The sequence below is a fragment of the Camelimonas sp. ID_303_24 genome (assembly GCF_053543495.1).
This window is the reverse complement of the sequence record NZ_JBLLJM010000015.1, coordinates 1-22,133: the sequence shown is the minus strand read 5'-3', so window position 1 is coordinate 22,133 and position 22,133 is coordinate 1. Positions and strand designations below refer to the sequence as shown.

General features: G+C 67.3%; 20 protein-coding genes and 1 tRNA gene. 12 read left to right on the top strand and 9 right to left on the bottom strand.

From position 1 onward, the window contains the following. Window positions 1-253: 253 nt before the first annotated feature. Together ACERNI_RS14095 and cobS are read right to left on the bottom strand one after the other, a co-directional pair. Window positions 254-859: a histidine phosphatase family protein gene (locus ACERNI_RS14095; RefSeq protein WP_448833922.1), complete on the bottom strand. Its 606-nt coding sequence runs from the start codon at window positions 857-859 to the stop codon at window positions 254-256. Continuing rightward, entirely contained in the window at window positions 856-1,620 is a 765-nt protein-coding gene (gene cobS / locus ACERNI_RS14090) for an adenosylcobinamide-GDP ribazoletransferase (protein WP_448833921.1), read from the bottom strand. The genes ACERNI_RS14095 and cobS overlap by 4 nt, the downstream gene beginning before the upstream one ends. A gap of 520 nt (window positions 1,621-2,140) precedes the next feature. Between cobS and ACERNI_RS14085 the strand changes: the two genes are divergently transcribed. Next, window positions 2,141-3,793, top strand: coding sequence for an alpha/beta hydrolase (locus tag ACERNI_RS14085; RefSeq protein ID WP_448833920.1), 1,653 nt, complete (start codon window positions 2,141-2,143; stop codon window positions 3,791-3,793). Window positions 3,794-3,850: 57 nt separating this feature from the next. Here ACERNI_RS14085 and ACERNI_RS14080 read toward each other — a convergent pair whose 3' ends face one another. After that, window positions 3,851-4,318, bottom strand: coding sequence for an SRPBCC domain-containing protein (locus tag ACERNI_RS14080; RefSeq protein ID WP_448833919.1), 468 nt, complete (start codon window positions 4,316-4,318; stop codon window positions 3,851-3,853). Between the two features lie 157 nt (window positions 4,319-4,475). Continuing rightward, on the bottom strand, window positions 4,476-4,847 hold the full coding sequence (locus ACERNI_RS14075) for a DUF1428 domain-containing protein (protein ID WP_448833918.1): 372 nt from the start codon (window positions 4,845-4,847) through the stop codon (window positions 4,476-4,478). A 55-nt stretch (window positions 4,848-4,902) separates the two neighbouring features. On the opposite strand from ACERNI_RS14075, the gene ACERNI_RS14070 reads away from it, so the two are divergent. After that, entirely contained in the window at window positions 4,903-5,604 is a 702-nt protein-coding gene (locus ACERNI_RS14070; RefSeq protein ID WP_448833917.1) for a winged helix-turn-helix transcriptional regulator, read from the top strand. Window positions 5,605-5,675: 71 nt separating this feature from the next. On the opposite strand, the gene ACERNI_RS14065 is transcribed toward ACERNI_RS14070, so the two are convergent. Both ACERNI_RS14065 and ACERNI_RS14060 read right to left on the bottom strand, forming a co-directional pair. Continuing rightward, window positions 5,676-6,791: an NADH:flavin oxidoreductase gene (locus tag ACERNI_RS14065; protein ID WP_448833916.1), complete on the bottom strand. Its 1,116-nt coding sequence runs from the start codon at window positions 6,789-6,791 to the stop codon at window positions 5,676-5,678. Between the two features lie 212 nt (window positions 6,792-7,003). After that, window positions 7,004-7,080 (bottom strand) — tRNA-Arg (locus tag ACERNI_RS14060). Window positions 7,081-7,721: 641 nt separating this feature from the next. On the opposite strand from ACERNI_RS14060, the gene ACERNI_RS14055 reads away from it, so the two are divergent. After that, window positions 7,722-8,717, top strand: coding sequence for a Tim44 domain-containing protein (locus ACERNI_RS14055; protein WP_448833915.1), 996 nt, complete (start codon window positions 7,722-7,724; stop codon window positions 8,715-8,717). Window positions 8,718-8,828: 111 nt separating this feature from the next. Here the strand turns inward: ACERNI_RS14055 and ACERNI_RS14050 are convergent, their stop codons facing one another. Further along, on the bottom strand, window positions 8,829-9,272 hold the full coding sequence (locus ACERNI_RS14050; RefSeq protein ID WP_448833914.1) for a PaaI family thioesterase: 444 nt from the start codon (window positions 9,270-9,272) through the stop codon (window positions 8,829-8,831). 346 nt (window positions 9,273-9,618) lie between these two features. On the opposite strand from ACERNI_RS14050, the gene ACERNI_RS14045 reads away from it, so the two are divergent. Then, entirely contained in the window at window positions 9,619-10,839 is a 1,221-nt protein-coding gene (locus tag ACERNI_RS14045; RefSeq protein WP_448833913.1) for an acyltransferase family protein, read from the top strand. Between the two features lie 68 nt (window positions 10,840-10,907). Here the strand turns inward: ACERNI_RS14045 and ACERNI_RS14040 are convergent, their stop codons facing one another. Next, entirely contained in the window at window positions 10,908-11,828 is a 921-nt protein-coding gene (locus ACERNI_RS14040) for a metallophosphoesterase family protein (RefSeq protein ID WP_448833912.1), read from the bottom strand. Between the two features lie 455 nt (window positions 11,829-12,283). On the opposite strand from ACERNI_RS14040, the gene ACERNI_RS14035 reads away from it, so the two are divergent. From ACERNI_RS14035 to ACERNI_RS14020, 4 genes are all read left to right on the top strand, one after another. Beyond that, entirely contained in the window at window positions 12,284-12,754 is a 471-nt protein-coding gene (locus ACERNI_RS14035; protein ID WP_448833911.1) for an NUDIX domain-containing protein, read from the top strand. A 135-nt stretch (window positions 12,755-12,889) separates the two neighbouring features. Further along, window positions 12,890-13,387 (top strand): GNAT family N-acetyltransferase, encoded by a 498-nt coding sequence (locus ACERNI_RS14030; protein ID WP_448833910.1) that lies wholly within the window; start codon window positions 12,890-12,892, stop codon window positions 13,385-13,387. Between the two features lie 313 nt (window positions 13,388-13,700). Next, a complete protein-coding gene (locus tag ACERNI_RS14025; protein ID WP_448833909.1) occupies window positions 13,701-13,952 on the top strand; it encodes a hypothetical protein in 252 nt (83 codons plus the stop codon). Window positions 13,953-14,209: 257 nt separating this feature from the next. Continuing rightward, a complete protein-coding gene (locus ACERNI_RS14020) occupies window positions 14,210-15,790 on the top strand; it encodes a fatty acid--CoA ligase (RefSeq protein ID WP_448833923.1) in 1,581 nt (526 codons plus the stop codon). Window positions 15,791-15,988: 198 nt separating this feature from the next. On the opposite strand, the gene ACERNI_RS14015 is transcribed toward ACERNI_RS14020, so the two are convergent. After that, the gene (locus ACERNI_RS14015; protein WP_448833908.1) at window positions 15,989-16,786 is read right to left on the bottom strand and encodes an enoyl-CoA hydratase/isomerase family protein; all 798 of its coding nucleotides are present in this window, start codon (window positions 16,784-16,786) and stop codon (window positions 15,989-15,991) included. 410 nt (window positions 16,787-17,196) lie between these two features. Here ACERNI_RS14015 and ACERNI_RS14010 point away from each other — a divergent pair, with 410 nt between their 5' ends. The 4 genes from ACERNI_RS14010 (at window position 17,197) to ACERNI_RS13995 (ending at window position 22,106) form a co-directional block, all read left to right on the top strand. Continuing rightward, window positions 17,197-18,318, top strand: a complete 1,122-nt coding sequence (locus ACERNI_RS14010; protein WP_448833907.1) for an acyl-CoA dehydrogenase family protein — start codon at window positions 17,197-17,199, stop codon at window positions 18,316-18,318. 67 nt (window positions 18,319-18,385) lie between these two features. Then, window positions 18,386-19,630, top strand: a complete 1,245-nt coding sequence (locus tag ACERNI_RS14005; RefSeq protein ID WP_448833906.1) for an acyl-CoA dehydrogenase — start codon at window positions 18,386-18,388, stop codon at window positions 19,628-19,630. Between the two features lie 107 nt (window positions 19,631-19,737). Further along, window positions 19,738-20,979 carry an acyl-CoA dehydrogenase family protein gene (locus tag ACERNI_RS14000; RefSeq protein WP_448833905.1) on the top strand — a complete coding sequence of 414 codons (1,242 nt, stop codon included), beginning with the start codon at window positions 19,738-19,740 and terminating at the stop codon, window positions 20,977-20,979. A 155-nt stretch (window positions 20,980-21,134) separates the two neighbouring features. Further along, window positions 21,135-22,106, top strand: coding sequence for an NAD(P)H-dependent flavin oxidoreductase (locus ACERNI_RS13995; RefSeq protein WP_448833904.1), 972 nt, complete (start codon window positions 21,135-21,137; stop codon window positions 22,104-22,106). The last annotated feature ends 27 nt before the right edge of the window (window positions 22,107-22,133 follow it).

The window sequence follows — 22,133 nt, the reverse complement described above, 5'->3', positions numbered from 1 at the left end:
GTCAAGGACCTCGATATCGGGGTTGAGGCCCTGTACCAGCGCCTCGATATCGCCGGGGGACGCGTCTACGACGCCAACAAGTTTGGCTCGCTCACCGGCAAGACCACCACCTATGACGATAACTGGCTGACCCGCCTGCGGATCGACCGCACGTTCTGAGATGGGCCCCGGGCCGCGTGATGCCTCGGGACGGCCCCTGTCGCGGCGCGATACTGTTTCCTGGAGGGTGGGGCGCCGCCTCCGCCTTTGTAGATCAGGAGCGGCTCGCCAGTCGCGGCCAGATGGCCAGCCGGTTGATCCAGGCAACGCGCCAGCCGCCTGACATGTGTTCGAGCAGCGTGACCGACAGTGGTTCGATGACGAGGCTGAGCGCGGTTGCCGGCCGCATGTCGAGCGCCACGGCGACAGCGGCCCGGATGGCGCCGGAATGGGTCACGACGACATGGTCGCCGTCCTTGAGAGAGCCGAGAAAATCGCCGATCCGGGCGATCTGCTGGCTGAAGCTTTCTCCCCCTGGCGGCGTGTTGCTGGCGGGGTCCCGCCAGAACAGCGCATAGGCATCGCCGGGCTCCGCGGCCAGATCGGCGTGGCGGCGGCCGGTCCAGTCGCCAAAATTCTGTTCCGAGAGCCGGCGGTCAAGCGTTGGGGCCAGCTCGAGCGCCGCCGCTGTCTGGCGCGTGCGCAATGCCGGACTGCTCCAGCTGGTCGCGGCGGCGGCTGACTGGCGCAAGGCCACCCGCGTCGCTGCAACAAGCGCGTCGTCCGCCGTGTCAGCCGGCGCATCCGGGCCATGGATCACGCCGGCCGGACCTGCCACCGGCGCGTGCCGGACAAGAAAAATCCGTCGCAGCCCATTCATGCAACTGCCCCGGCCATGGCGGCGAAGAGCAGTAGCAGGGCGATTTCGGTAACCTGTTCAGCACAGCCGAGCACATCGCCGGTGTAGCCGCCGAGCAGGCGCAGCGCCAGCCAGCGCATGGCGAGCGCGCTGGCAAGGGTCACGGCAATGGCCGCGACAAACCAGGCTTTCGGCAGGCAGAGCGCCGCGATGACCAGCGCCGCGATCACGGCCGATACGACCACATGCAATTCAGGGCGCCCGGCCGAGCTGGCAAGGCCGTCCCTGCGCGCCTGGGGGGTCCAGCGGCTGATCGCCGCCGGCGCCATGCGGCCGAGGGCGCCGCAGGCGGCGAGGGCGGGGATGGCCATGGGCAGGGGCAGGGCGATCAGGGCCGAAACCCTGGCAATGGCGGAAAACACCAGGGCCAGCGCGCCGAAGGTTCCAATCCGGCTGTCGCGCATGATTTCCAGCCGGCGCTCGCGCGTGTAGCCGCCGAGGCCATCGGCCATATCGGCCAGGCCATCCTCGTGCAGGGCCCCGGTCAGCATGGCGCTGGCGAGAAAGGCGATGGCGGCGGCGGCGGGCAGGGGCGCGCCGGCGCGGGCAAGGCCCAGATAAACCAGAGCGGTGGCCACGCCGATCAGCGCCCCGATCACCGGGAAAACCCTGAGGCAGCGGGCAATGTCCGGCCTGTCGACCGCGCCGGCGGGAATGCGGGTGAGAAAGCCGGCGGCCACCTGAATATCGTCCCGCAATTCCTGCAATATCGGCTTCACCATGATCTTCTCCTGGTCATGGATCTCCTCCTGGCCATGCCGGGGGCCGTCGTCGCGAACCCCTGTGGCAGGCCCAACCGCATAGCGTTTTCGTGTGTCCGGCGCCAGCGGTGGCGCCAGGGCCCGGTGGGTCTGGTGCATCGGGTTTCGCGCTGGTCAGGGCGGCGCACGGCGCACGGCGCGCAAGGCAAGGGCGTTAGCCATATTGATGTGAGTCTGGCCGGCGCGGATGCGCCAGCATCATCGCGATCTGGTATGGGTGTTCCGGGCAATCCGCATCCGGCAATTGCCGGAGTGCGGCTGGAACGGGGCGCCATGTCTTCCGGCGCCTGGCCCGGCCTGGCCATTGCCGCAGGGCGATGGACCTTCGCGCCGGAGCATGGCATTGCCGCGATGTAATCTGGCGCTGTCCCGGCGCAGGCTGGCGCCAGCCCGGGGCATTGCCGGCTCGAATGTTTCCCCGCAACGGGCGCGGCCGCCCGGCGCGTTTGGGGAAGGCGTCGGATCAGGCGGGAGATCAGATATGTCAGATGGCAGGACCGGCTGGCTGTTGCGGCCTGTTTCAGTCGCGGGGGGCATCTTCGCGCTGTTGGCGGTAGCCGCGGCGCTGACGCCGGGGCTCATCCCCCGAACCTGGATCACCCAGGGCGTGCTTTCCGGCTGCGCGGCCGCGACGGGCTATGCCTTCGGGTCGTTTCTGGGCTGGCTGTGGCGGTTTCTGGAGCTGCCCGATCCGGCGCGCCCCTGGTTGCGCGTGGCGCGCTTGGCGGCGTTGGCCGGCGGCGTGGCGCTGGTGGGCTACGCCATGTGGTTCGCCCGCGCCTGGCAGGACGATGTGCGCCAGCGCATGGGCATGGCGTTGACCGGGCAGTCGGACACGCTGGAGGCGGCCCTGCTCGCTGTTCTGACATTTCTGCTGCTTCTGGTCCTGGGGCGACTGTTCCAGCTGGTGTTGCGGTATGTGGCGCTGCGTTTTTCGCGGATGGTTCCGCCAAAGATCGCGGCCCTGCTTGGCGCCATATGCGCCGTGCTGCTGTTCTGGGGCGTGTTCAACGGCGTGCTGCTGCGGTTTGCGCTGCACGCGGCGGATTCATCCTACGCCGCCGTGGACGCCCGCATTCCGGCCGAGAGCGCGCCGCCGGACGATCCTCTCGTTCCAGGCAGCGGCGCCTCGCTGGTCCGCTGGGAGGATCTGGGAGCGGCCGGCCGCCGGTTCGTCAGCGGCGCGCCTTCGCAGGAGGCCTTGTCCCGCTTCGCTCCTGGCCCGGTTGTCCGGCCCCTGCGGGTTTACGTCGGGCAGCGCGCCGCCGAGACGCCGCGCGAACGGGCGGCGCTGGCGCTGGCTGAAATGAAGCGGGTCGGCGCGTTCGATCGCAAGGTCCTTGTCATCATTACGCCAACGGGCACCGGCTGGGTGGATCCTGGCGGCATCGACACGCTGGAGTTCCTGCACAGCGGCGACGTTGCCAGCGTCGCGGCGCAATATTCCTATCTGGCGAGCTGGCTGTCGCTGATGGTGGAGCCGGGCTACGGCGCCGACATGGCGCGGGCCCTGTTCCTCGAGGTCTATGGCTACTGGACGACGCTGCCAAAGGCCACGCGGCCGAAGCTCTATCTGCATGGGCTCAGCCTCGGCGCCATGAACGGCGAGCGCTCGGCCGAACTGTTCGAAATCATCGGCGATCCCTACCAGGGCGCGATGTTCGCCGGCCCGCCATTCCCCAGCCGGGTCTGGCGGACGATCACGGACAACCGCAACCCTGGTTCGCCCGAATGGCTGCCGCGCTTTCGCGATGGCGCGCATGTCCGCTTCACCGCCCAGCGCAACGCCCTGGAAGAGCAGGGCGATCACTGGGGGCCGATGCGCACGGTCTATCTGCAATACGCCAGCGATCCGGTGACGTTCTTCAGTTTTTCATCCTTCTACCGTGAGCCGGACTGGATGAAGCCGCCGCGTGGCCCGGACGTATCGCCGCTGCTGCGCTGGACGCCAGGCGTCACCTTCCTCCAGCTGGCGCTCGACATGGCGATGGCGACGACAACGCCGGCGGGCTACGGCCACGTCTTCGCGGCGGGGGATTATCTGGACGCCTGGCTGGCGGTGAGCCCGCCCGACGGCTGGACGCCAGAACGCATCGCCAGGCTCAGGCAATATTTCGCCAGCGGCGGGGAGTAACCGGGCGTCCGGCTGAGGGCTGGCATGACGCCCCGGGGCTGTCTCGCCGTCTCGCCGTCAGCCGGCCGCCTCCGCCTCACAGAGCGCCCTGAGCTGGTCGGCGACCACGCCCCAACCTTCTTCAAAGCCCATGTCCCTGTGGCGGCGCATGGCTTCCTCTGTCCAGTGTCGCGCGCGCGCCGTGTACAGCGCGCCGTCGCCATCCGGCTCCACTTCGAAGAAACCGACCATGAACGGTTCTTTCGGCGTGAAATCGCTGGCAAAGGCATCGGTTACGACAAAACGGCGTCCGGGCTCCCAGGCGAGATAAACCCCGTCATTGCGGATTTCCTCGCCATCCGGACCGTGCATGATGCTGGTTTCATGGCCGCCAGGGCGGGCGTCGCGCGCCACCACTTCGTAGCGCCAGGGTTTGGGGCAGAACCACTCGCCCGTGCGTTCCGTCATCACCCGCCACACCAGTTCCGGCGGCGCCGCGATGTGGCGGCTGACGCGCAGTTCCCAGCCGTTCGCGCTGTCTGTCATGGTCGGTTTCCTGTCAATGCGCTCCCAGGCGCTGCCAGTGTTTCCAGGCGCTGCCAGTGTTTCCAGGCGCTGCCAGTGTTTCCGGGCGCGGCCGATGCCGTTCCGGCTCACTTATGGATGGTGCAGACAGTCGCAGCCCGGCGCGGGCGCGGCTTTCCTACGCGCCGAGCGACACCAGCGGCGCGAAGCCGCCATAGATCATCCGTTTGCCGTCGAACGGCATCGGGTTCTTTTCCGGATTGAAACGGTCGTCGGTTTTCATCAACTCCTCCATGCGCTGCATGGCGGCGTCGCGCGTCGCTTTGTCGGGCCACTCGATCCAGGAAAATACCACCGTTTCATCGTCCTTCGCCTGAACGGCGCGGTGGAAATCCGTCTGCACGCCGCCAGGCACGTCGTCGCCCCAGCATTCGAGCACGCGCAGCGCCCCCATCTCCAGAAACGCCGCGTCGGCAGTCTCGGCGTGCAGGCGGAACTTCTCCCTGTTCGCCGTCGGAACGGCGATCACGAAACCATCAATGTAGCTCATCACGCATCCTCCTTTTCGTTTCCCCATGATGCGAATATTGTTATAAATAACAACCATGAAGTTAAAAGAGATAACTAAAAACTCCGTGAACCCGGCCAGGCGCGCCTATGACGATGCCTGCGGCCTTGCCCATGCGCTGGAGTTGCTGGGCGAGCGCTGGACGCTGCTGGTGGTGCGCGAGCTGATGCTGGGCGGCCGCCGGTTCAGTGAACTGCGCGCCGCATTGCCGGGGCTGAGCGCCAATGTGCTTACCCAGCGCCTGGCCGCCCTGGAGGCGCATGGCGTGCTGCGGCGGCGCGTGCTGCCGCCGCCGGCGCGCGTGCAGATCTACGAGCTGACGGAATGGGGCTATGAAGCCGGCCCGGTGATCGCGGCGCTGGGGCGCTGGGCGGCGCGCTCGCCAGCCCACGATCCCACCCTGCCGATCAGCGCCGTATCAGTCCTGTTGTCGCTCCAGACCATGTTCCGGCCCGGCGGGCCGGGCGACGCGCCGTTCACCGTTGGTTTCCGGTTCGGCGACGACGGCTGGCTCGGCCGGGCGGACGCGGAAGGTTTCGTCGCCGGGCGCGGCGATCCAGGCGCCGCCGACATCTGCTTCACCGGCGCGCCGGAGGCGCTGGTCGCCTTCGTTTACGGCGGCGCGCCCCTGGCAGAGCTGGCGGCCGCTGGAACCCTGACCCAGCGGGGCGATCCGGCGCTGGCGGCCCGCTTCGCCAGCCTGTTCAGCCTGCCGCCGAAGTTCGATCCGCATGCCTGAAAAGCAAAACGCTCCGGCGTGGGCCGGAGCGTTGGCGGTTCTGGGTGTTGCGGGTTCCAGCCAGCCTGGCGTCAGGCGGCGTCGGCGACGAAGTTCTTCCAGCCGGTGGCCATATAGTCGATGAACTTCGGCCCCAGCGCCTCGGCCGCCAGATGGTCGCGGCTGACGGGCAGCGGCAGCGACGAGAATGCGGGATCGGCAAGCGCGCGCAGCGGGAAGTCGTGGTGCAGGATGGCGCCGCGGCCGATGAGCGCGAAGTCCGCGCCGGCGTCGAGGCAAGCCTGGGCCGTGGCCGCATCCATGATTTTGCCGGCGACGCCCAGCGGCGTGTTGCCGCGCGGCAGCTCGGTGAAGCAGTCGATGAGGCGCTTGCCGTGATGCGCCGGGTCTTCCGGCTGTTTGAAGACGCTCCACAGCGACATGTCGAGATAGTCGATCTTGCCCGAGGTCATCAGCTCTGTGGCCAGCGTGCGGGCTTCGTCCAGCACAATGCCATAGCGCTCCGGCGACAGGCGCACGCCGAGCTGGAAGTCGGCCCGGGTTTCGGCGCGCACGCCGTCGATGATCTCATTCAGCAGGCGCGCGCGGTTTTCCAGCGAACCGCCATAGGCGTCGTCCCGGATGTTGCCGGCGTCGAGAAAGTGGCACAGCAGATAGCCATGGGCGCCGTGAAGCTCCACGCCGTCGAAACCAGCCTTTTCGGAGCGCACCGCCGCGGCGATGAAATCATCGCGCAATTGCTTCACTTCGTCGGTGGTGAGGGCGCGGGCGCCGGTTTCGGCCATGGCGACGGGGGCGACCGGCTCTGCTCCGGTCAGTTCACGCGACGAACGCTGGCCGGAATGCTGCAACTGGACGGAGGAGAGGCTGCCCGCGGCGCGGATGCCATCGGCCAGGCGGGTGAGGCCAGGGAGCTGCGCATCGCACCACGCGCCCAACTGGCCGTTGAAGCCCTGGCCGGTGCGCTGCACATGGGCGGCGCAGGTCATGGTCAGGGCAAAGCCACCCTCGGCGCGGCGCACCAGCCACTTGTATTCATCCTCATGCAGGGTGCCGTCCGGATTGCTCTGCATGTTGGTCAGCGGGGCCAGCATGAAGCGGTTCTTCATGGCCTTGCCGCGCGGCAACGGCAGGGAATCGCCCAGCCTTTTCATGGATGCGGACTGCGTTCCGTTGGCGCCTGTCATGGCGGTTCCTTCCCGTGCACTGGTATCCAGACTGTTCTCGGGGAGGTTCTGGCGCCATTTGCCGCATCTGGCAATGAAAGGCGGCGCTGGCCGGCGCATGGGCGGCAACGGCAAAACCGCGCCCAAATGAGCGCGGGTCAACCCACCCGGCGCGCATCGCCACGGGCGAGGCGCCGCGCTATGCGGGTCTTTCCAGATTGTCATGGAGTAAATGGCGCGCCCGAAAGGATTCGAACCTCTGACCCCCAGATTCGTAGTCTGGTGCTCTATCCAGCTGAGCTACGGGCGCCAACGCGTCGGCGGCTTCGTGTGAAGCGCTTGCGTCTGATGGCGCTGATGTAGCCTGACATTTTCGGCTTGGCAAGCGCCCTCGGCCAGAAACGTCATTTTGCCGTCGCGGGCGGTGGGTAACTCGGCCCTCGAGCGCGGTGAAACGGCCTTCATCCGGGCGTTCGGATCCGGAAGGCGAGGCGCATTGGCCTGAAATGTCTTCATAAATTTTGAGAACTGGCGGCGCGGTGGGGCTGTGGATGACGCGGGCTGTCTCCAGATGGGCTCCCGCCGTCTTTTCTGGCGGCGGCGCCGCGCGATTTGCCTGATGACGTCAGGCGAGCGAGGCGCGCGGGCGGAAAGCCGGTTCCCCGACCCTCCAGAGGCAACCGGATTGTCCGCGTGGGCCAACGGGGATGCGCTGGCGCCTGCGTCAGGCAAGCAGGCGCTGGTTTTTCGGATCCCATGTTCGTCACTGGATGTGAGTTGCAGCCGCATGGGCGACGAAAAAGACTCAAAAAATGACTCTGGAACGCTTTTAATCCGGCAATGTCATGCCCACATGGCAGCCATGCATTTTGTTTCAGGGGGTACCTTCGGATGAATCAGGCGTTGCGCCGCTCAGGCCTTGCAGCTCTGGCGCTGATGGTTGCTTTAGGCATGACGATCGGCGCCGCCGATGCGCGCAAGGGCGGCGGTGGCGGCGGCTTCGGCAGCCGCGGCTCCAAGACGTGGTCGGCGCCGCCGTCGACGCAGACGGCGCCGGGCGCCGCAGCGCCGATGCAGCGCACCCAGACGCAGCCAGGCATGCAGTCCGGTGCGGCCGGCATGGCCTCCCAGGCGGCGCAGCCGCGCCGCTTCGGAGGTTTCGGCGCGGGCCTGATGGGCGGTCTGCTGGGCGCTGGCCTGATCGGCATGCTGATGGGCGGCGGCTTCTTCAGCGGCATGGCTGGCCTTGCCGGCTTCATGGGTCTGCTGCTGCAGGTCGCGCTGGTCGGCGGCCTCGTCTGGCTGGCCGTGCGCTTCTTCCGCAGCCGCCAGGCGGCGACCGCCGGGGCCCAGCCGGGCGCCAGCAACTATACGGCGGCCACGTCCCCGTCAGGCGCGTCTCCGTCAGGTCCGGCCCCCTCCGGCGCGCGTCCTGGCATGGGCGCAGCCGGTTTCGGCGGCGCCATGGGCGCCATGGGCGCCGCCGCTGCTCCACGCCAGCCGCAGTATGCCCCCGCGACGGCGGCCGCTGGCAGCGATGGCGTTGGGCTTGGTCAGCAGGATTATGAAAACTTCGAGCGCGTGCTTGCGGAGATGCAGACCGCCTACGGTCGCGGCGACGTCGGGACCCTGCGCCGGATCTGCACGCCGGAGGCGGCGGCCTATCTGGAAGAGGAACTGGCCGAGAACGAGCGTCGCGGTGTCGTCAATGAGGCCAGCGACGTCAAGCTGGTTCAGGGCGACCTGGCTGAGGCCTGGCGCGAGGGCGCTACGGATTACGCCACCGTGGCGATGCGCTATTCCATGATTGACGTGACGCGCGAGCGCGCCAGCGGCCGTGTGGTCGATGGCGATCCATCGCGCCCCACCGACGTGACCGAAGTGTGGACTTTCCGTCGCGACAATCGCGGCCCCTGGACGCTCTCGGCCATTCAGGACGTCAACTGATCCTGCCGTCCGCGGATGGATGGCAACAGAAAGCCGGGGCGTAACCCCGGCTTTTTTGTATCCGCTCGCCGCGCCGGCCCCGGGGCTCCAGGGCGGCCTTCCCTGGCGGGGTCAGCCCTGCTGGCGTTTCGCCAGATCAGCCTGGGTCGCGCCGCGTTTGAAGGTGCCGCTGGCGCGCACCGCCGCTTCGCCATCCGCCGTGATGATCGCCTGGGTGAACACCAGGTTGCGGGTGACCTTGAGCACGTCCGTGCGGCCTTCAAGCCATGCGCCGAGCTTCGCCGGTCCGACAAAGTCCGTGGTCATGGAAATGGTGGGCAGGAACTGGGCCAGCTTGTGGGCGTAATTGGCGGCCATCGGCATCACCATGTCGCAGAAGGTCATCAGCATGCCGCCATGGCAGATGCCCATGGGGTTGCAGTGGCGCTCCTCGATCCTGAGGCCGAGAATCAGGCCGCTGTCGGTTTTTCTGAAATAAAGCGGGCCGTTCACATTGATGAACTGGCCGCCCACGTCCCGCAGCATCCGGAAGCCATCTGGAATGTTGTCGCTCATGCCCGCAGTCGTTCCCTGGTCTGACGGCGTCGCCGTCCGGTTGTTCTCATGGTGATGTCGCCTGTCGCCCCGCCCGTCCGGCAGGGGACGGTCGCGATGCCGGCGTGTTTCCCGGTCCGGCGCGGCCTGCGCCCGTTGCTGGCAACTTCGGCGCCAGCTGGCGGAGCCAGCCGTTGCCCCCGGCGGCGCGTCGGCTGGTCCGGGTCTGGCTCCCTCTTCAATGATTGTGGCGCTTCCGGCAAGCGGCTTGTGCGGACAGGGGGCATGCGACGGCGGCGTCAGGCTTGTTTTCCGGGGCTGTCTCGTTCATCCATGCGGTCGTCGCCGCAGCAAAAACCGGAAGCTCATGCAGACAGCACCGTCCGCCAGCCCTCAGACGTCCGCACCGGTTCAGACGGTGGGGGCCCATGACCAGGGCGCGGCTGCTCCTGCGACCGATCCTGCTGCGACCCATCCCAAAGCCAATGGCCGCACGCTGGCGCTGTTGCAGGCCCTGCGCGCCTTCGCCGCCATCGCCGTAGTCATCTATCACTGCCACAGCGAGGCGCTGAACTGGCTGTACCCCGGCCAGCCGCGCCCCCCGGAAATCTTTCCATGGATGGCGGGCGTCGACGTCTTCTTCGTCATCTCCGGCTTCATCATCGTCCTGAGCTCGCGCAAGCTGTTTGGCGCGCCTGGTGGTTTTCACCTGTTCGTCATGCGCCGGCTCATTCGCGTGCTGCCGCTTTACTGGGCGATGACCTCGCTGTTTCTGCTGGTCGTCCTGTTGGCGCCTGGCGTGCTCAACAGCGGCGTTCCGGACTGGCGGCAGATCCTGGCGTCATACCTGTTTTTTCCGTGGCCACGGGCGGACGGCCTGACCCTGCCGGTGTATTCGCTGGGCTGGACGCTCAACTATGAAATGATGTTCTACACCCTGTGCGCGGTGGCTGTGCTGCTGCCGCGCCGCCTGGCGGTGATGGGCGTGGCGCTCGTGCTGGGGCTGGGCGTGCTGATCGGCGCCCTGGCCGGGCCGCTGCCGGAGCCGTTCCAGTTCTGGACGCGACCGCTGGTGCTGGATTTCATTTTTGGCCTGTTCCTCGGCCTGCTGTACGGCCGTGGCGTCGCCATTTCCCCGTTGCTGGCGTGGCCTGGCGCGCTCATCGCCGTGGCGTTGCTGGCGATGGATCTGCCGACGCGCCCACCGCTGAGCGACTGGCCGACCCTGGGCGCCATCGCCGGCTATGGTCTGCCGGCAACGCTGCTGGTGGCGATGGCGGCGTTCGGCGAAACCCAGAAACTGTCGGTCCGCGTCGTGGGCCGCCTGGATTTTCTGCGCCGGCCCTTCGCCAGCGTGGTGCGGGTTTTCGCGGAGCTGGGCGACGCGTCTTACGCGCTCTACCTGTTGCATCCGTTCATCATCCGGGCCATGCGCCAGGTTTTCGTCATATTGGGATTTGGGACGTGGATGACGTCCACCCTGTTCATCGTCGCCGGGGTGATCGCCTCGTCGCTCGGCGGCTGGCTGCTGTACCGGCTGGTCGAGGCTCCCGTGCTCCTCTGGCTGCGCCGGTCGGCGCGCGTCTGAATGCGCCTCTGGGCGCGCATCAGGGCGCCCGCGCTCCGGCCGCGCCGGGTGTTCAGGGCCCTGTCTGGTCAGGATCTGGCGTCGAGCCGCCCACCGTCGGCGACCGGCGGCAGATCCGCGACGGCATCCTGATGCCTGTCGCTGAAGCCCCGGGTCTCCGCCGTCAATTGTGAACGCACGCCATCGGGCGCGATGCGGATCAGGTGATAGCCGGCCAGGTGATTGTGCAGCCCCGCCATGGCCGACGCCGACGGGGCGCCAAGGACTGGAACCGTCCCGTCCGGCCCGGCGATCCGCGCCAGCGAGATGACGTGGTTGTGGCCGTGCAGCACCAGTTCGGCGCCGACGCGGCCGATGATCCGCCCGAATGCCTCCGCATCGACAAGGCCGCGCCCCGGGCCCGCGCCTCCCACATGCGGCGGATGGTGGATGAGCACAACCCGGCAGAGCCGCTCCGCCCGCAATTGCGCCAGCATGGCCTCCGCCGCCGCCAGCTGTCGCGCGCCCAAACGCCCGCTGGCGAGGAACGGTAGGGTCGGCACGCCGGAACAGAGGCCGACAAAGGCCACGCCATCCCGGCGGCGCACGAATGGGAAGCCGTTGACAGGGCCCGGCGGCTCGCCCGCGTCGCCCGACATCCAGGGGCCGAGATATTGCCGCAGCGGCGCCAGGGCGCTGCGCACATAGGCGTCGTGATTGCCTGGCGTGAAGCTGACCTGTTCTGGCGGCCCCAGGGTTTCGAGAAAGGCGCGCGCGGCGGGAAATTCCGCCGTCAGCCCGATGTTGACCACATCCCCGGTCATGGCGATGTGGTCGGGCGCCTGCGCGTGAATGTCGGCGCGGATGCGCGCGAGGGCGTCCATGTCATGGGCCAGCGCCCGGCCGCGCCGCCAGTTCATCCAGCCAGTGATCCGCTTGCCGGCGAGGTCGCGCAGGCGTGGGGCCGGCAGGGGGCCAATATGCGCGTCGGACAAATGGGCTATCAGCATGTGAAGCGGCCGGATCCTGAAAAGCGGCGTGCGCCGTGATGGGAACGCCGCAGCCACATTGCGACGGCACAATCGCCGCCACAACGCGGTTGCCGCCGCGCGGCGCCGGCAGATGTCAGGATGTGTCGGCGTCTTCGTATCCTGACCTTGTGTTATCTGAACGGATCACGCCCGCGCGAGCAATAGCGGTCAAGGGGATATCGTCCGCCGGCATTGAACTTTGAGACACGGCCCGGCGAACCGGAATGCCGTTCCGTCGCCCCTGACACAGGCTGGGCGCGCGCCTGCGCTTCACGTAACGTGATCCGCCGCGCGTCGCGCGGCAGGCCCCATTTGGGCAAGGGAGCCATACGGGCAAGGGCTTCATGCCGGCAAGAGCCCATGTGAGCCAGGCGGGATATGCGCAAAGAGGCGCCGAACAGGGACATGTAGCGACCAATGACCGGATGCAGGCCATGACCAGCACCTTCGCCACCAGGCTGATGCAGGGCGCGCTGCATCAATATTTCCGCTTCGCGCGGGGCATGACCATGGGCGTGCGGGCCGCGGTTTTTGACGCCGATGGGCGGGTTTTTCTGGTGCGCCACACCTATATCCCTGGCTGGTATCTGCCTGGCGGCGGCGTTGAGGTTGGCGAGGACGCTCTGACCTCCCTGCGCCGTGAGCTGGAGGAGGAGGGCAATATCCTGCTCGAGGAGCCGCCGCGCCTGCATGGCCTGTATTTCAACCGGCGCGCCTCGCGTCGCGATCATGTGGCGCTGTATGTAGCGCATGGCCACCGGCAAACCGCGCCACGCGCGCCGGATCGTGAGATCGCCGCAACCGGCTATTTCGCGCCGGACGCCCTGCCGGAAGACGCGACCGCCGCCACCCGGGCGCGCCTTGCCGAGATCCTGAACGGGGCTCCGGTCTCGCCATTCTGGTGACGTGCTGCCCATGCGCCTGAGGCGGCGCGCCATCATGGCCCTGTCGTGTATGAGCTGTCATGGACGGCGGGGCGAGGCGGTGATAAGGCGCGGGTAGCGGGCGCCGGACGCGGCGCTGTTTTTCCGGAGTCGCCCATGGCCGAGCTTGAACTGACAACGCGTCCCGAAAGCCCTGTTGACGCCGTGCAGATCGAGCGTCTGCATGATCGCGCCTTTGGCCCGGGCCGTTACGCCCGCACCGCGTATCGTTTGCGCGAGGGCCGGCCCCACCGGCCGGATCTGTCGTTCACGACGCTGGTGGGCACGCTGCTGGTGGGTTCGGTGCGGCTGTCGGCGGTGCGTTCCGGCGCCATCAACGCCGTGATGCTCGGGCCGCTGGCTGTCGAGCCGGCGTTCGAGGGCAGGGGCATCGCGGGCGCGCTGATCCGCGAATCCCTTGAGGCCTGCCGCGCCGCTGGCGAGGAGCTGGTGATGCTGGTGGGCGATCCGCCCTATTACAGCCGGTTCGGTTTCCAGGTCGCCGCGCCGGGATCGCTGACGTTGCCCGGCCCGGTCGATCCGGCGCGCATCCTTTATATCGAACTGGTTCCAGGGGCGTTTGAGCGGGCGAAGGGCGCCGTGTCGCCCCTGTAAGGGCGTGGTGATCCAGGCGCAGTGACCCTGGCAAGCGGCGCCGGGCTTTGTCCCGGGATTTGCCCCGGATTGGCGAATGTGGTGGCGCTGATTGTGACATGAAGCGCACATGACGTATTTTGTATTGTAACCGCCGCGCCAGCAGGCGCGCGGCGCCGCATGATGGCGGAGGGAGCGATGCGCCGGATCGGGCGCCTCGGCTTCATCCGCATCCGGGCATGATCTGCTGAAGGCGATGGCCGCCTTGAGCAGATGATGCTCCCACCCCGCCGGGCGTCGGGCGACCGCGCGCTGGCCAGAACAGGACAGCACAATGACAGGTGTTTCCCAAACGCGGGTTTTCCGGACTGCAGCGCTGATCGCCCTGGCGGCGGCCTCAACGCTCACCCTCGCGGCTTGCAACGGCAAGGTCCGGCCCACGGGCGTGCTGCCACGGGAGTATGTGCCGCCGCCGCCGTCCGAGCGCAACGCCGGCATCACCCCCAAGCAGGGCGAACTGACCGCGCCGCCCGCACAGGAGCAGGCGCCGTCCGCCAAGCGCAACCTGTCCGTTCCGTCCCGGTGAGGGCGCCTGGCGCGCAGGGCGTCGCGCCAGCCCGGGTTTTCGCCAGGGTTTCCGCTCAGGCTCCCGTGAGGAAATGAGCGGATTGGCGGCCGTCCCCAGCCTGTTGTTCCTGACAGCCTGCGCGCTTGACAATTGTCGCCCGCCGGCTGTTAGGGTCAGCTGAAGGACGCGAGGGTTTTCCCTGGCGTTGCTGATAAAAAGGCAGGCCGGCAAGGCGATGCGCCGCCGGCGACCCAAGGGGACACACGTCCATGCAATTGAGCCTCGACGCCAATGTGAAAACGCTCGCGGACGTGCCGCGCGTCCATGCCGCGAGCAAGGGTGACCAGGTCGCGACCTCGTTCGAGGGGCGCCTGAGCACCCATGCGGAATTCAACCGGCGCGCCAGCCAGATCGCCAATGCCCTGATCGCCGCTGGCCTGAAGCCGGGCGACCGCGTCGCCCACGTTGGCAAGAATACCGACTTCTACTTCGAGCTGATTTTCGGCTGCATCAAGGCTGGCGTCATCATCGTGCCGGTGGTCTGGCGCCTGGCCCCGCCGGAAGTGTCCTACATCGTGCAGGATTCTGGCGCGAAGCTGCTGTTTGTCGGCCCCGAGTTCATTGAGCTCGGCCGCCAGGTCGCCGCCGAATGCCCCAGCCTGCAGGGCGTCATCGCCATGGAGGGCGGCGAGCCGGAATGGCCGGATTTCGGGAAATGGCGCGACGCCCAGCCGGATATCGATCCGCGTCTGGAATGCGGTCCCGACGAGCCGTTCCTGCAGCTCTACACCTCCGGCACCACCGGGCGTCCCAAGGGCGCCATGCTGACCCACAACAATTTCCTCGTCATGCGCCGGCTGCAGGACGCCGCGGATGCGGAATGGCTGCACTGGTATGATGGTGACGTTGGCCTCGTCGCCATGCCCAACGGCCATATCGGCGGCACCGGCTTCGGCATCTGGGTGCTGTACTATGGCGTGAAGGCCATCATCACCCGCGAGTTCGACCCGACGCAGGTGCTCGACATGATCGAGCATGAGGGCGTCAACAAGTTCTTCATGGTGCCGGCCGCGCTGCAGTTCGTGGTGCGCCAGCCGCGCGCCCGGGAGATTGATTACTCCCGTCTGAGCAGCATCTCCTACGGCGCCAGCCCGATTCCGCATGCGCTGCTGATGGAGTGCATGGAGGTGTTCAAGTGCGGCTTCGTGCAGATGTACGGCCTCACCGAGACCACCGGCACCGTGGTGGCGCTGCCGCCGGAAGACCACACCATGGAGGAGACGCCGCGCATGCGCTCCGCCGGCAAGGCGCTGCCAGGGGTGGAGATCGCCATCCTGGACGACAATGGCAAGCCGCTGCCGCCCGGCGAGATCGGCGAGATCGCCATCAAGGGCCCGTCCAACATGGTCGGCTACTTCAATCTGCCGGAAGCGACCGCCGCCGCCATGCCCGGCGACGGCTGGTTCAAGTCCGGCGACGCCGGCTACATGGATGAGGACGGCTATCTCTACGTCCATGACCGGATGAAGGACATGATCATTTCCGGCGGTGAGAATATCTATCCCGCCGAGGTCGAGAACGCCTTGTGCAGTCACCCGGCGGTGGCCGAGGCGGCGGTGATCGGCATTCCGTCGCAGAAATGGGGCGAGGAGGTGAAGGCCATCGTCGCCCTGCGGCCGGACAAGCAGGTGAGCGAGGAGGAGCTGATCGGCTTCGTGCGCACCCGCATCGCCGCGTTCAAGGCGCCGAAGTCGGTGGATTTCATCGAGCTGCTGCCGCGCAACGCCTCGGGCAAGATCCTGCGCCGCACCCTGCGCGAACCGTTCTGGGCCGGCTATACGCGCCAGATCAACTGAAGCCACGGCGCGGTTCGGCCGGACCGCGGTGGCGCCACGGACAGGGAGCGGGCGGGTCGAAAGACCCGCCCGCCGCCGTTTTGGGGGGCAAAAAGGGGCGCCGCCACGGGCGGGCGTCGCTGGCGCGGTCAAAGAAAAAGCCTCCGGCGTGGACCGGAGGCTCTTGTGTCTGGCGCAGGCGCGTGAACGCGCGCCGGATCAGGAATCCGTGTAGGACGGCTTGCGCTTCTCAAGAAACGCCGCGATGCCTTCGCGGAAATCGTTGGAGCGCGACGACAGGATCTGGTTGCGGTCTTCCATGGCGATCACGGCTTCGAGGCCGCCAGCGTCGATGGCGTGGTTCAGCGCTTCCTTGGTCAGGCGCAGGCCAAGCGGCGTGGCGTGCAGCAGGTCGTCCACATAGCTCTGGCCAACGGCCTGCAAATTGGCTTCTTCGGCGACTTCCGCCACCAGGCCGAGCTGCAGCGCCTTCGGCGCGTCAATGAAGCGGCCGGTCAGCATGTACTGCGAGGCGATCGACGCGTTGGTGAGGCGCGGCAGGAAATAGCTGACGCCGATATCGCAGGCCGACAGGCCGATGCGGATGAAAGCGGCGTTCATCTTCAGGTTGGGCGTGGCGATGCGGATGTCCGAGGCCAGCGCCAGGGCGAAGCCGCCGCCGGAAGCGGCGCCGTTGACCAGCGAGACAATCGGCTGCGGGCAGCGGCGCATGGCGACGACGATCTCGGCAATGCGGCGCTGGAAGCGCATCGACGACCAGGTGGTCGGCTGGTCGTTCTCGCCGCTGCGGTCCTTCAGGTCGAGGCCGGCGCAGAAGCCGCGTCCGGCGCCGGTCAGCACCACCACGCGCACGTCATCGCGCCAGTACAGATCGGTGAAAAAATGGCGCAGCTCTTCCACAAGCTGGCGGTTGAGCGCGTTCAGGCGGTCGGGCCGGTTCATGGTGACGCGAGCCACCGGGCCGTCCTGTTCGACGAGGAGATGCTGGTATTCCATGGCGTTTTCCTGAACCTTTCCCTGACGGTCTTTCTGAAGGACGATGCGGCGCCGCCATGGATCCCCATCGGGCGGACTTGAGTCAGGCGGCGCCCGGTTCTATTTTGTTGACCAAACGATCGTTAGGTGCTGCAACAGCATCATGCAAGCCGTCATGATCAAAATCCGCCAGGGCGTCGTCAGGCGCCGCCAGGCGGGTTCTGACCGGGCCCGGACAGCGCGGCGGCATTCCTTGCCCGATCCCATGCGAATGGATCGGGCTTGCGGGAATGCCTCGCGATAAATTGGGCTTGGCAGGGCGTGGATGCGTCAGCATCCTCTGGCCCTCGCGTCATGGCGGCGGCGAAAGCCGTCAGGCGGGCGGTCGCAATCAGACGCACAGGAACGCGCGGGCGTTCCGGGGAGGACACATGAACTTCGATTTCTCTGACGAGCAGAAGCAGCTGCGCGATTCGGCGCGCCGGTTCCTGGAGAAGCAGAGCTCCGTGGCGGTGGTCCGCCGGGTGCTCGAAGGCGAGGAAGGCTACGACAGGGAACTGTGGCAGGGCCTCGCCGAGATGGGCTTCACCGGCGCGGCGATCCCGGAAGAGTTCGGCGGCGCCGGCCTCGGCTATCTTGAGCTGTGCGTGATCGCCGAGGAACTCGGCCGCGCCCTGGCCCCGGTTCCGTTTTCCTCCACGGTCTATCTCGCGGCTGAATTCCTGCTCGCCGCCGGCAGCGACGCCCAGAAGAAGAACTACCTGCCGAAGATCGCCGCCGGCGAAGTCATCGGAACCTTCGCTTACGCCGAGACGGCTGGCGAAGTGACCGCCGCGCGCATCAAGGCGAGCGTCTCCGGCGGCAAGCTGTCGGGCGCCAAAATCCCGGTCGCCGACGGCGCCATCGCCGATTTCGCCGTTGTGGCGGCCCAGAGCGGTTCGGGCCTTGGCCTGTATCTGGTCGATCTGAACGGCCCCGGCGTCACCCGCACCGTGGTCGACACCATCGACCCCAGCCGCAAGCACGCCCGCATCGTCTTCGACGGCGCCCCGGTCGAGCAGCTCGGCTCCGGCGACGCGGAAGCCGTCATCGCCGCCGTGTATGACCGCGCCGCCGTGCTCACCGCCTTCGAGCAGGTTGGCGGTTCCGACCGCGCCCTGGAAATGGCCCGCGACTACGCCCTGGAGCGCATCGCCTTCGGTCGCCAGATCGGCTCGTTCCAGGCCATCAAGCACATTCTCGCCGACATGTATGTCTCGGCGACCCTGGCCCGCTCCAACTGCTATTGGGGCGCCTACGCCCTGTCCACCGGCTCGGCCGAGCTGCCGGAGGCCGCCGCTTCCTGCCGTGTCAGCGCCACCAGGGCGTTCCAGCACTGCTCGACCAACAACATCCAGGTGCATGGCGGCATGGGCTTCACCTGGCAGTTCGATTGCCACCTTTACTACAAGCGCTCCAACCTTCTGGCGCTCAACCTCGGCAGCCTCGCCGTGTGGGAGAACCGGCTGATCGCGCACATGCGCGCCCGCAATTCGGCCCGCGACGCGGCCTGAGGCTTTCCCGGAGTCGCGCAGCCAGGCTGTGCGGCCCGTTCCTCTTGCCTGATGAAGGAACAGGGCGATGAACTTTGACGATACGCCAGAAGAAGCGAAGTTCCGGGCTGAAGTTCGGGCATGGATCAGCGCCAACGCGCCCCATGACCTGGATGAGGACCTGAAGAAATCCGGCCTTGCGGGCCTGCGTTTGCCTGGTCGCGACATCATGGTCGAATCCAAGGCGTGGCAGAAGAAGAAGGCCGACGCCGGCTGGGCGGTGCCCCACTGGCCAAAGGAATACGGCGGCCGCGGCGTCACGCCGATCGAGCGGGTGATCTGGCAGCAGGAGGAGGGGCTCTACAACCAGCTGGCCCAGCCTTTCGCCATCGGCCAGGGCATGTGCGGCCCCACGGTGATGGCCTACGCCTCCGAGGATCTGAAGCGGAAATATCTGCCGAAGCTGGCCTCGGGCGAGGAAATCTGGTGCCAGCTGTTCTCCGAGCCGGCCGGCGGCTCGGACGTCGCCGCCCTCCGCACCCGCGCGGAGAAGGCGGACGGTTCGGATGAATGGGTCATCAATGGCCAGAAAATCTGGACCAGCGGCGCCCAGTACTCCGACTACGGCATCCTGCTTACCCGCACCGATCCGAACGTGCCCAAGCACGCCGGCCTCACCATGTTCATCGTTGACATGAAGGCGCCGGGCGTCGAGGTGCGGCCGATTCACCAGATGAACGGTGGCCGCGGCTTCAACGAAGTGTTCTTCGAGAACGTCCGCATCAACGACAGCCACCGCCTCGGCGCGGTGAACGACGGCTGGAACGTGGCGCTGACCACGCTAATGAACGAGCGCATGTCGATCGGCTCGCGTCTCGCCACCGGCTTCCCGGAGATCTTCAGCTTCGTGGCGGACTTCCAGCTTCCCGACGGCCCGGCCATCGACAATGCGGCGGTGCGCGCGAAGCTGGCCGACTGGGCGGTGAAGTCCAGCGGCCTGCGCTACACGGCGTTCCGCGCCATTTCCAGCCTGTCGAAGGGCGAACGGCCTGGCCCGGAAAACTCCATCGGCAAGCTGGTTGCTGGCGTCATGACCCAGGACATCGCCAAATACGCCATGGAGCTTGAGGCCGAGGCCGGCCTGCTGACCTCGCAGGAGGATGCGCCGGCAGCGGCCCTGTTCCAGAACATGGTGATGAACACGCCCGGCATGCGCATTGCCGGCGGCACGGACGAAATCCTGCGCAACATCATCGCCGAGCGCGTGCTGGGGCTGCCGGGCGACGTGCGCGTCGACAAGAACGTGCCGTTCAATCAGGCGCCTGGCCGCTGACGGTTGCTTCCGCGAAGCGGCCTGGCCGCTTCGCCCCCCATTTGCACGGACAGGAGCGCCGCGCGGCCCGCATGCCAGCGGCGCCCGTCTGTCCCGAGGACGAACCGATGAATTTTGACGATACCCCGGAAGAAGCCGCATTCCGCCAGGAAGCGCGCGCCTGGATCGCCGCCAACGCGCCGAAGCACCTGAAGGAAGAGCTGGAGCTGTCCGGCTTCGGCGGCCTGTACCTCAAGAGCGAGGATCCGATGCAGGCCGGCAAGGCCTGGCAGAAGAAGAAGGCCGAGGCCGGCTGGGCCTGCCTGCACTGGCCGAAGGAATATGGCGGTCGCGGCGCCACGCCGATCGAGCGGGTGATCTGGGGCCAGGAGGAGGGCGTCTACGCCAAGCTCTCCGGCCTGTTCACCATTGGCCACGGCATGTGCGGCCCCACCGTGATGGCCTGGGGCTCCGAGGAGGCCAAGCGCGAGCGGCTGCCGACCCTGGCCTCGGGCGAGGAGATCTGGTGCCAGCTGTTTTCCGAGCCGGCCGCCGGCTCCGACCTTGCCGGCCTGCGCACCCGCGCCGAGAAGGCGACGGATGGCTCCGGCGACTGGATCATCAACGGCCAGAAGATCTGGACCTCCGGCGCCCAGCACTCCCAGTGGGGCCTGCTGCTGACCCGCACCGACCCGAACGTGCCCAAGCACAAGGGCCTGACCATGTTCTTCCTGGACATGCGTTCGCCAGGCGTTGAGGTGCGGCCGATCCGCCAGATGAACGACCAGCGTTCATTCAACGAGGTGTTCTTCGAGAACGTCCGCATTCCAGACAGTCAGCGCCTTGGCCCGGTCGGCAACGGCTGGAACGTCTCGCTGACCACGCTGATGAACGAACGTCTGTCGATCGGCTCCGGCATGCCCACCGGCTTCCCGGACCTGCTGGACTTCGCCATCGAAACCGGCGACGTCGACAACCCGGCGGTGCGCGCGAAGCTGGCCGATTGGGCCGTGAAGGCTTCGGGCCTCAAGTTCACCGCCTTCCGCGCCCTGTCGGCGCTCTCGAAAGGCGAAACGCCCGGCCCCGAGAACTCCATCGGCAAGCTGGTCGCTGGCGCCATGATGCAGGACATCGCCAAATACGCCATGGATCTGCAGGGCGAGGCGGGCATCCTCACCAATGCGGCGCAGGCGGAGGCCCGCGGCAAGTTCCAGGCGATGGCGCTGCGCTCCCCGGCCACCCGCATTGAAGGCGGTTCGGACGAGATCCTGCGCAATATCATCGCCGAGCGGGTTCTCAACCTGCCGGCTGACGTGCGCGTCGACAAGGACGTTGCCTTCAACGCCATTCCCACCAGCGGGCGCAAATAACGCTCCAGGCGCCATGGCTTCCCGGGCGCTGCGCGACGCGCGGCCGGCTCCCCGAGCCGGCCGGCGGCGTCAGACAGTCATGCAGCGGGAAGCCATTTCCGTTTGACCGGATGTTTCGCGCCGCCGCCGCCGATCGATTTTTCAGAGGATTTCAGATGATCAAAACCCGTTTCACCGAGATGTTCGGCGTCGAGCACCCGATTGCCCAGGGCGGCATGCAGTGGGTCGGCAAGGCTGAACTCGTGTCGGCCGTCGCCAATGGCGGTGGCCTTGGCTTCATCACAGCGCTCACCCAGCCGACGCCGGAAGACCTGGCGAAGGAGATCCGGCGCACCCGTGATCTGACCGACAAGCCGTTCGGCGTGAACCTCACCATTTTGCCGGCGATCAATCCGCCGCCATACGCCGAGTATCGCGCCGCCATCATCGAATCCGGCGTCAAGGCGGTCGAGACCGCCGGCTACAAGCCGGAAGAGCACATCGCCGAGTTCAAGAAGCACGGCGTCAAGGTCATTCACAAGTGCACGGCTGTCCGCCACGCCGTGTCGGCCCAGCGCATGGGCGCCGACGCCATCTCCATCGACGGCTTCGAATGCGCCGGCCATCCGGGTGAAGACGACATTCCGGGCCTGATCCTGATCCCGGCTGCCGCCGAGAAGATCACCATCCCGATGATCGCCTCGGGCGGCTTCGGCGATGGCCGTGGCCTCGCCGCCGCCCTGGCGCTGGGCGCCGAGGGCATCAACATGGGCACCCGCTTCATGGCGACGAAGGAAGCCCCGATCCACCAGAAGATCAAGGAGCAGCTGGTCGCCAACGATGAGCGCGCCACCGAGCTGATCTTCCGCACCATGCGCAACACCGCCCGCGTCGCCCGCAACACCGTCAGCCTTGAGGTTGTCGGCAAGGAGAAGGAAGGCGCGCAGTTCGAGGACATCCGTCACCTGGTGGCGGGCGCCCGCGGCAAGGTCGTCTACGAGAACGGCGATCCGGATCACGGCATCTGGACCGCTGGCATGATCCAGGGCCTGATCCACGACATCCCGAGCTGCGCCGAACTGATCGCGCGCATTGTCGATGACGCCCAGAAGATCATCCAGGGGCGTCTCGCCGGGTTCATTCGCTGAAATACCGGCCCCGGGCCGCGCGGCCTG